This is a genomic window from Kribbella sp. (assembly GCF_035655035.1).
Taxonomy (GTDB): Bacteria; Actinomycetota; Actinomycetes; order Propionibacteriales; family Kribbellaceae; genus Kribbella.
The window spans coordinates 1-9539 of record NZ_DASRVN010000025.1; the positions used below are offsets into that span (position 1 = coordinate 1).

Annotated in this window: 10 protein-coding genes; 6 read left to right on the plus strand and 4 right to left on the minus strand. The window is 70.4% G+C overall.

All coding sequences use genetic code 11. The features are described 5' to 3' along the window. The first annotated feature begins 168 nt into the window (after positions 1–168). Both VFF46_RS01675 and VFF46_RS01680 read left to right on the plus strand, forming a co-directional pair. Entirely contained in the window at positions 169–1575 is a 1407-nt protein-coding gene (locus VFF46_RS01675; protein ID WP_325035176.1) for an MFS transporter, read from the plus strand. A gap of 2 nt (positions 1576–1577) precedes the next feature. Then, positions 1578–1916: an MmcQ/YjbR family DNA-binding protein gene (locus VFF46_RS01680; protein ID WP_325035177.1), complete on the plus strand. Its 339-nt coding sequence runs from the start codon at positions 1578–1580 to the stop codon at positions 1914–1916. On the opposite strand, the gene VFF46_RS01685 is transcribed toward VFF46_RS01680, so the two are convergent. Further along, entirely contained in the window at positions 1896–3068 is a 1173-nt protein-coding gene (locus VFF46_RS01685; RefSeq protein ID WP_325035178.1) for a neutral zinc metallopeptidase, read from the minus strand. The two genes, VFF46_RS01680 and VFF46_RS01685, sit on opposite strands and share 21 nt — an antisense overlap. A gap of 103 nt (positions 3069–3171) precedes the next feature. On the opposite strand from VFF46_RS01685, the gene VFF46_RS01690 reads away from it, so the two are divergent. Further along, positions 3172–4854 (plus strand): DUF885 domain-containing protein, encoded by a 1683-nt coding sequence (locus tag VFF46_RS01690; protein WP_325035179.1) that lies wholly within the window; start codon positions 3172–3174, stop codon positions 4852–4854. After that, the gene (locus VFF46_RS01695) at positions 4851–6041 is read left to right on the plus strand and encodes a Maf family nucleotide pyrophosphatase (protein WP_325035180.1); all 1191 of its coding nucleotides are present in this window, start codon (positions 4851–4853) and stop codon (positions 6039–6041) included. Before VFF46_RS01690 ends, VFF46_RS01695 begins: the two co-directional genes overlap by 4 nt. A 1-nt stretch (position 6042) precedes the next feature. Here VFF46_RS01695 and VFF46_RS01700 read toward each other — a convergent pair whose 3' ends face one another. Next, positions 6043–6234: an acyl-CoA carboxylase subunit epsilon gene (locus VFF46_RS01700; RefSeq protein ID WP_325035181.1), complete on the minus strand. Its 192-nt coding sequence runs from the start codon at positions 6232–6234 to the stop codon at positions 6043–6045. Further along, positions 6231–7808 (minus strand): acyl-CoA carboxylase subunit beta, encoded by a 1578-nt coding sequence (locus VFF46_RS01705; protein WP_325035182.1) that lies wholly within the window; start codon positions 7806–7808, stop codon positions 6231–6233. The genes VFF46_RS01700 and VFF46_RS01705 overlap by 4 nt, the downstream gene beginning before the upstream one ends. Before the next feature lie 90 nt (positions 7809–7898). On the opposite strand from VFF46_RS01705, the gene VFF46_RS01710 reads away from it, so the two are divergent. Next, positions 7899–8066, plus strand: coding sequence for a hypothetical protein (locus tag VFF46_RS01710; RefSeq protein ID WP_325035183.1), 168 nt, complete (start codon positions 7899–7901; stop codon positions 8064–8066). Between the two features lie 5 nt (positions 8067–8071). Here the strand turns inward: VFF46_RS01710 and VFF46_RS01715 are convergent, their stop codons facing one another. Next, a complete protein-coding gene (locus tag VFF46_RS01715; protein WP_325035184.1) occupies positions 8072–8554 on the minus strand; it encodes an SCP2 sterol-binding domain-containing protein in 483 nt (160 codons plus the stop codon). A gap of 103 nt (positions 8555–8657) precedes the next feature. Here VFF46_RS01715 and VFF46_RS01720 point away from each other — a divergent pair, with 103 nt between their 5' ends. Then, positions 8658–9284 carry a TetR/AcrR family transcriptional regulator gene (locus VFF46_RS01720; protein WP_325035185.1) on the plus strand — a complete coding sequence of 209 codons (627 nt, stop codon included), beginning with the start codon at positions 8658–8660 and terminating at the stop codon, positions 9282–9284. Positions 9285–9539 lie beyond the last annotated feature (255 nt).

Sequence of the window (9539 nt, forward strand, 5' to 3'; positions counted from 1 at the left end):
GCGGCGAACGCCTGCACCGCCGCGGCCAGGACCTCGTCGCCGCGTTCCTTCGCGGTCAGCCGAACCTTCGGAGTCACACGTTCTCCTCTCGTCGGTTGACATGTTATCAGTGGATGCATACTCTCGTCATCAAGCTTGTTATCAGTCAATTACAACAAGGGGTACAAGATGACATCGACCGCTCTCGGTGAGAGGCAAGTGACGGTTCCGCGCGGGCTCGGTGTGGTGCTCGCGGCGGTGGGGATCCCGACGTTCATGGTCACGCTGGACAACCTGGTGGTGACCAACGCGCTCCCGGTGATCAAGCACGAACTGAACGCGTCGCTGTCCGACCTGCAGTGGTTCGTGAACGCCTACACGCTGGCCTTCGCCGCGTTGTTGCTGACCGCGGCCGCCATCGGCGACCGGCTCGGCCGGCGGCGGATGTTCCTCGCCGGGATCACGCTGTTCACGCTCGCGTCGGCCGTCTGCGCGCTGGCGACCGAGCCGTGGATGCTGATCGGCGCCCGCGCGATCCAGGGCATCGGCGCCGCGGCCGTGATGCCGCTGTCGCTGACGCTGCTCGCGGACGCCGTACCGGAGCAGCAGCGAAGCGCCGCGATCGGCATCTGGGGCGGCATCTCCGGGCTCGGCATCGCCGTCGGCCCCGTCGTCGGCGGCGCGGTGGTCGACGGCCTCAACTGGCAGTGGATCTTCTGGCTGAACGTCCCGGTCGGCGTCGTCGCCGTACTGCTCGCCGCCCGCGTCCTCACTGAGTCCACCGGTACGCCGAAACGCCTCGACCTGCTCGGGCTCGTACTGGCGACAACCGGCGTACTGTCCATCGTCTGGGCGGTCGTGCACGGCGCGGACGACGGGTGGACCTCGGCCGGCGTACTGGGCACGTTGATCGCGGGCGGCGTGCTGCTGGCCGCGTTCCTCGGCTGGGAACGCCGTACGGCGGCCCCGATGCTGCCGCTGCGGTTGTTCGCGGTCCGCTCGTTCAGTGTGGTGAACGTGCTGGCGTTCACGTTCGCCGTCGGGGTGTTCGGGTCGGTGTTCCTGCTGGCGCAGTACTTCCAGGTCGTGCAGGGGTTCACGCCGTTCCAGTCCGGCGTCCGTACGCTGCCGTGGACCGCCGCGCCGCTCGTGGTCGCGCCGATCGCGGGCCTGATCGTCGACCGGGTCGGTGCACGCACGCTGATCGTGGCGGGGCAGGTGTTCCTCGCGACGGCGCTCGCCTGGATCGCACTGGTCACCACGGCGAGCACGCAGTACGGCGAACTCGTCGCGCCGTTCGTACTGGCCGGTGTCGGGATGGGGCTGACGTTCGCGCCGTCCGCGAGCGTGGTGATGGGTAGTGTCTCCGAGGCGGACCGCGGCGTGGCCTCCGGGACGAACAACACGATCCGCGAGGTGGGCGTCGCGATGGGCGTCGCCGTACTGGCCTCGGTGTTCGCGTCGGCCGGTTCGTACGGGTCGCCGGCGCAGTACGTCGCCGGTCTCGTCCCCGCGGTGTGGACCGGCGCCGCGGTGGTCGCGGCCGGTGCCGTCGTCGGGCTCCTACTCCCGGGCCGCCGGCGTTCTACAGTGTGACCGTGCTCGACGCAGACGACGTACGACGGATCGCGCTGTCCTTCCCGGAGACGGTGGAGAAGCAGCGGTGGGGGCACCCGACGTTCGACGTCGCGGGCCGGATGTTCGTCACGGTGCCGGACGACCGAACGTCGTTCGCGGTCCGCTGCCCGCGGCTGGAGCGCGAGGAGCTGATCGCCGCCGAGCCGGAGAAGTTCTGGGTGCCGAAACACGAAGCGGGCTCGAACTGGGTTCGAGCCCGCCTCGCCGCGCTGGAGGACGCCGACGAGCTGCACGACATCCTGCTGGACTCCTGGCAGCAGGTCGCGCCTCCGGAGCTGTCAGCTGACGTTGGCCGGTGACGCCGCGTAGGTGTTGCAACTGGCCGGGTCGCCGGTCAGGAAGGACTTGCCCATGAACCGGCCCTGGCTGGCGACGCTGCCGTGGTCGCCCTCCTCCGGCTTGTCGCCGGCGGTGACGACGTACTTGTTCCAGACGAACAGCATGTTGCCGTTGATCGGATAGCTGGCCTTGTTCGCGGCGAGGAACACGCCGGCGAAGCAGTTCGCCTGGAGCTCCAGGCGGCGCGTCATCCGCATCTGGCCGGCGTAGTCCGGCTGCTGGTACCGGATCTTGCTGGAGGCCTGCAGGATGCCGGTCATGTTCTGTACGCCGTGCCCGAACTCGTGCGCGATCGACCGGGAGTACCACATCCGCGCGTACGCCTGGGCGATCGGGTCGCCGGGGTACTCGTTGTACGCCTGCACGAAGACGTCGACCTTCATGTACAGCATGTTGTTCGCCGAGCAGTAGAACGGCACGCTGATCGCGCCGTCACCGCACGGGTTCGTCACGGTGGTCCCGGACCAGTAGGCCATCTGCGGCGAGGTGAACGTGTACCCGGCCTTCTCGACCAGCGGCTTCCAGGCCTTGTCGAGGCAGGGCTTGATCGCGGCCCAGTAGGCGGCCGCGTTCCGGGCGTTGGTGGGCCGGATCCGAGGTTCCTGGCAGCCCACCGACGCCATCCGGCCGACGTTGTAGATCGCGTTCTTCGCCACGATCGTCTCGTCGGAGGCCTGGGTCGGCGAGCCGCTCGACGTCGAGGTGGGCCGGCCGGTCGGGGACGCGGTCGGCCGCGGGGTGTACCGGGTCGGCGCGACCGGCGGCGTCGCCACGTTGTCGGCGGCCTTCTTCACCAGGCCGATCAGCGTAGCGCCGACGATACCCACGGCGACGATCGCGAAGATCGCGATCAGCGGCGCCTTCGACTTCTTCCGCCGCGGCGGCTGCCAGCCGGGACCACCCGGACCACGGCCACCCGGACCGGGACCACCAGGGCCGGGGCCGAACTGCGGCCCCCAGCCGAAGCCGGGACCCTGCTGCGGTGGCGGTCCGTACTGCGGCGTGTACTGCGGAGCGCCGTACTGCGGCGGCGGTCCGTACTGTCCCTGCGGAGGAGGGCCCTGCTGGTACGGCGGATTCTGGCCCGGCGGCCCGTAGGGTGGCTGGCTCAACGCGCCGTTCCTCTCGTCCCTCGTGCTGGCGTTCAGCGACCGCCACAGTATCGGGCAACAAACAGGTCAGCCCGCGCGGCCCCGGGCCGGTAGGGTCGGTCGGGTGACGACACCGAACAGCCCGATCGACCAGCTCGCGGAGCGGCACCTCGAAACCGACGTCGTACTCGACCCGATCGGCGCCACCGAGATGGGCATCGCCGGCCACGACCACGAGCTGCCGGACTTCACCCCGGACGGGTTCGCGGCCCGGATCGACCTGACCCGGCGGTCGCTCGCCGAGGCCCGCGCGATCGAGCCGTCGAGCCCGCGCGAAGAGGTCGCCAAGGACGCCTTCGTGGAGCGGCTCGGGCTGGCGCTGGAGACGTACGAGGCCGGCGTACCGCAGCACCAGCTGAACGCGATCTCCTCGGTACCGGCAGCGCTCCGGCAGGTGTTCGACCTGATGCCGACCGGCACCCAGCAGGACTGGGAGGTGGTCGCGATCCGGCTGAACCAGATCGGTACGACGCTCGACGGGTACCGCGACACGCTGCTCGAGCAGGCCGGGCTGGGCCGGGTGTCCGCGGTCCGGCAGGTGACCGGGCTGGCCGAGCGGATCGCCAGCTGGACCGGCGCCGAGGGCGACGACTTCTTCGCCGGGCTGGCCGCGCAGGCGCCGTCGGGTCCGGTAAAGCCGACCGTGGAGGCCGCGGCGGCATCGGCGCGGAAGGCGTTCGGGCAGTTCGGGGACTGGCTGACCGCGGAGCTCGCGCCGCGGGCGCCGGAGCGGGACGCGTGCGGCCGCGAGGTGTACGAGCTGGCCTCGCGCAACTTCCTCGGCGCGAAGGTCGACCTGGAGGAGACGTACGCGTGGGGCTGGCAGGAGCTGGCCCGGATCGAGCACGACATGCAGGACATCGCCGCCGGGCTGAACGGCGGCGACCGGGACATCGAGGCCACCGCGGCGCTGCTGGACAACGACCCGGCCCGGACCGTCCGGGGCAAGGAGGCGTTCCGGGACTGGATGCAGCAGCTGTCCGACGCGGCCGTCGCCGAGCTGGGCGGTACGCACTTCGACATCGCCGACGAGATCCGCACGCTGCAGTGCATGATCGCGCCGACCTCCGACGGCTCGATCTACTACACGCAGCCGAGCGAGGACCTGACCACCCGGCCCGGCCGGATGTGGTGGGCGGTGCCGAACGGCGTCGAGAAGTTCGCCACCTGGCGCGAGGTCACCACGGTGTACCACGAGGGCGTGCCGGGGCATCACCTCCAGGTCGCGCAGACCATGCTCCGGACCGACCTGCTGAACCGCTGGCAGCGGATCGCCTGCTGGGTGTCCGGTCACGGCGAGGGCTGGGCGCTGTACGCTGAGCGGCTGATGGAGGAGCTCGGGTACCTCGAGGACGCCGGCGCCCGGTTCGGGATGCTGGACGCGCAGGGGTTCCGGGCCGCCCGGGTGATCGTCGACATCGGCATGCACCTGGAGCTGGAGGTGCCGCGCGACAACCCGTTCGGCTGGCGGCCGGGGGAGCGGTGGAACGCCGCGCTCGGGTTCGAGTTCCTGCGCGCGCACTGCCGGATGGAGACGGAGTTCCTGCAGGCCGAGCTGAACCGGTACCTCGGCTGGCCGGGGCAGGCACCGTCGTACAAGGTCGGTGAACGGATCTGGCTGCAGGCGCGGGAAGAGGCCAAGCAGCGCAAGGGATCGGCGTTCGACCTGCGTGAGTTCCACTCCGACGCGCTGAACCTCGGCTCGATCGGCCTGGACCCGCTGCGCCGGGCGCTGGCGAAGCTGTGAGCACCCGGTTCGTGCTGGCGTCGGCGTCACCGGCCCGGCTGAAGACGCTGCGCAGCGCGGGGATCGAGCCCGAGGTGATCGTCTCCGGCGTCGACGAGGACGACATCACCGCGGAGAGCCCGGGCGAGCTCGCGCGGCTGCTCGCCACGCTGAAGGCGCGCGCGGTGGTCGCGAGCCTGACCGATCACGCGACCGTTCTCGGCTGCGACTCGGTGCTGGAGCTCGACGGGGAGCCGTACGGCAAGCCCGGTACGCCGGACGTCGCGCGGGAACGCTGGCGGATGATGCGCGGGCGGACCGGCGTACTGCACACCGGCCACTGCCTGTTCGACACCGCCTCGCAGCAGGAGCTGCGCGAACTGTCCTCCACGACGGTCCGGTTCGCGGACCTGACCGACGACGAGATCGACGCGTACGTCGCCACCGGCGAACCGCTGGCGGTCGCCGGCGCCTTCACCGTCGACGGCCTCGGCGGACCGTTCGTGACCGGGATCGAAGGCGACTACCACAACGTCGTCGGCCTCTCCCTGCCGCTGCTCCGCCGCATGCTCCTCCAGGTCGGCATCCCGTGGCCGTCCCTCTGGACCACCCGGAACCCCTACACGTACGACGAATCCGTCGCTTCCACGTACGACGAAACCCGCGGCGGCCTCGCCCGGGCCCAAGCGGCAGCCCACGCCGTCGACGAACTGCTACCGAAGGGGAGTCGAGTACTCGAGCTGGCCGTGGGAACCGGGATCGTCGGCGCGGAGCTGGTTGCTCTAGGCAACCTCGTACACGGCGTCGACCTGTCGACCGCGATGCTCCAGCAGGCCCGCATCCGCCTACCGGGCCACGTCGCAGCAGCCGACGCCGCGCAACTACCCGTCGCCGACCGCCGGTGCGACGCGGTGGTCGCCGTCTGGCTCCTGCACCTCCTCGACAACAGCGAGCCGGTGATCGCCGAGGTCGCCCGCGTCCTGCGCACCGACGGCGTCTTCATCACCACCACCGAGAAGTCCGACGCCAGCCGCTACGCCGACACCCGCGGCCCCGACACCACCCGCTCCCAGGACTCCCTCGCCCACCTCACCGCCGTCGCCACCCGCCACGGCCTGGTACTCGACGGCGCAACGGCCTTCCCTGGTCCGGAGCGCAACACCGGCGAGGTCCCGGCGTACCCCGTGGTCCGCTTCCGCCGGCTCTGATCTACGGGTGCGCCGAGGCGCGCCACTGGCCGGGGCCGGGGTGGAGGGGGGTGCGGGAGTTGCGCCAGTAGGTTGCCCAGTTGCTCGCGCGGTCGGTGTCGGGCGCGGGGGTGGGGGTCGCGGCGCGGGCTGCGATGACTGTGACGAGGGCGGCCAGTTCCTCGGGGGTGGGGTTGCCTTTGAGGATCTTCACAGCGGGATGTTCCCATGCTTCTTGGGGGGCAGGGTGTCGCGTTTGGTGCGGAGCAGGCGGAGGGCGCGGATGATTTCGGCGCGGGTCTCGCTCGGCTTGATCACGGCGTCGACGTACCCGCGTTCGGCCGCGACATACGGGTTCGCCAGGTGGTCCTCGTACTCGGTGATCAGTTCCTGGCGGCGGGTTTCGACGTCGTCGGCGGCGGCGAGTTCGCGGCGGTGCAGGATGTTGACCGCGCCCTGGGCTCCCATCACCGCGATCTGCGCGGTCGGCCAGGCGATGTTCATGTCGGCGCCGAGGTGTTTCGACCCCATCACGTCGTACGCGCCGCCGTACGCCTTGCGGGTGATCACGGTGATCATCGGCACGGTCGCCTCGGCGTACGCGTAGATCAGCTTCGCGCCGCGGCGGATGATGCCGTTCCACTCCTGGTCGGTGCCGGGCAGGAACCCGGGGACGTCGACGAAGGTCAGGATCGGCAGGTTGAACGCGTCGCAGGTCCGGACGAACCGCGCGGCCTTCTCGGACGCGTCGATGTCCAGCGTGCCGGCGAACTGCAGCGGCTGGTTCGCGACCACGCCGACCGGGCGGCCCTCGACGCGGCCGAAGCCGACGATCAGGTTCGGCGCGAACAGCGCCTGCACCTCGAGGAAGTCGCCGTCGTCGACCACCGCCTCGATCGCGGTGTGCATGTCGTACGGCTGGTTCGGCGAGTCCGGGACCAGGGCGTCGAGCGCGAGGTCGGTGTCGTTCGGCTCGAGATCGGCCGGTACGTCGTACACCGGGGGATCCTCGAGGTTGTTCTGCGGGAGATGCCCGACGAGCGCCTTCACCCACTCGATCGCGTCCTCCTCGTCCGAGCCGAGGTAGTGCGCGTTGCCGGACTTGGTGTTGTGCGTCCGGGCGCCGCCGAGCTCCTCCTGGGTGACGTCCTCGCCGGTGACGGTCTTAATCACGTCCGGGCCGGTGATGAACATGTACGACGACTCGTCGACCATCACGGTGAAGTCGGTGACCGCGGGGGAGTACACGGCACCGCCCGCGCACGGGCCCATGATCAGCGAGATCTGCGGGATCACCCCGGACGCCCGGACGTTGCGGCGGAAGATCTCGCCGTACAGGCCGAGGCTCACGACGCCTTCCTGGATCCGGGCGCCGCCGGAGTCGTTGATGCCGATCAGCGGGCAGCCGATCTTCATCGCGAGGTCCATCACCTTGACGATCTTCTCGCCGAAGACCTCGCCCAGGCTGCCGCCGAAGACCGTGAAGTCCTGCGCGAACACGCACACCTGGCGGCCGTCGATGGTGCCGAACCCGGTCACCACGCCGTCGCCGTACGGGCGGTTCGCGGCCAGCCCGAAGCTCGTCGACCGGTGCCGCGCGAACTCGTCCAGCTCGGAGAAGGAGCCCTCGTCCAGCAGCAGCTCGATCCGCTCGCGGGCGGTCTTCTTCCCGCGCGCGTGCTGCTTCTCCACGGCCCGCTCCGACCCGGCGTGCACGGCCTCGTCGAGCCGGTGCTCGAGGTCCGCGATCTTCCCGGCGGTGGTGTGGATGTTCACGGTCTCTCCCATGAACGGGCAGCCTACGCGCCAGTACGGCGTACCGCCTGTGACCTCCGCCGCAGCCGTCGTACTGGACCCATCCGGGGATAGGTTTCCGGCGTGGCTGACGCGGACGTCGACAAGCTGGTACGCCGGGTGATCGGTCTGGTCGAGGCGGACACCGTCGACGGGGTGTCGTCGCTGCGGCCGGGGCAACGGCTGGAGCTGGGCACCGGCGCACCGGTCAGAACACCCCAGCCCAACCCGAGCCAAGCCCGGGAGCGCTGACGAGGTCAGGCGGGGCCGGTGGTGAAGAGTTTGGGGAGGCGGGCGGCTCGGGCCATGTCGCCGCGGACGGTGAGACGCTGTTTGAGCACGGCGAGGACGGGGTCCTCGTTGCCGGTGACGATGCGCAGCAGGGTGGTGGGGTCGGTGCGGATCGCGATGTCGGGGGGAGTGGGCTGTGGGGGCACAGCTGTGCAGCGGCCGTCGTGGACCCGGAGCCAGTACTCGTCGACGGCCTCGGGACGACCGGCCCCGCCCGCGCCGGTGATCTGCCAGCTGATCACAGCGTCGAACCCGGCGGCCCGGGCGGGTCGGAGGTACTCCGGCATCCGGCGAAAGATCTCGCGCAACGCGATCTCTCGTACTCCCCCGATGAGTCGATGCCGGAGCTCCCGCTCCGACGTCCGGTCGACCAGTCGAGCGAGCTCGCTCGCGTCCAGGGCGGTCACACCCTCGGACTCGAGCCAGCCGGCACTGCCTCGTTCGGTCACCGACCACCCCCGCGGCAGTTCATCGGGGAGGACCGCCGAAGGGGTTCCGGCGAGCTTCCCTACCAGACTGTAGGAATTTCCTACGCTGTTGTAGCTTTGTCAAGTGGTCGGGGAGGCTGAGAAACGCCGGCGGGCGCCGCACCTGGGCCCGGAGCGCCGGCGGCCGCTGATCCTGGACGCCGCGCTGGAGGTGTTCGCGGCCAAGGGCTATTCCGGTACGACGATGCAGTCCGTCGCGGACGCCGCGGGTGTCACCAAACCCGTCGTCTACGACTGCTTCGCGAACCGCGACGAGCTGCTGCTGGCCCTGCTCGCCCGCGAGGAGCAGCACCTGGTGATCACGATCGTCGGCGCCCTCCCCGCGGATCCCAGCATCGGTACGCCGGAAGAGCACGTCCGCGACGGCCTGACCGCGTTCCTCGCCGCGGTCGCGAAGCAGCCGCAGTCCTGGCGGATCGTGTTCGGAGCGCAGTACGGCGCCGCGCCCGTCGTCGCCGAGCGGGTCCGCGCCGCCCGCGCGTTCCTGGTCGAGAGCCTGCGGCTGACCCTGCTGAAGTCGCTCCCGGACGTCACCGACCCGGACGCGAACCTCCCGGTGCTCGCCGAACTGCTCGCGGCGATGACCGAGGCCTGCGCCCGGATGCTGGTCAACGACGCCACCGACCGCACCCCGGCCGAGCTCGCCGGCACCGTTTCCCAGGTGGTGGCGGGCGGTTTCGGAAACGTTTGATTCACATACTGTGAAGTAGCTGCACGCGCGGTCACGATCGGCTTCCAGTAGGCGGACTCGGGAGCGCGGTACGGGCGTCCGCCGATAGGGTGGGCGAACGTGAGCGAGACCGGAAGTGAGACCCGTACCCGCGCGCGGTTCGAGGTGCCTGAGGAACTCAGGGCCGACGTCCGCCTGCTCGGCGAGATCCTCGGCAAGGTGCTCGTCGAGTACGCCGGCCAGCCGCTGCTCGACGACGTCGAGAAACTGCGCGAG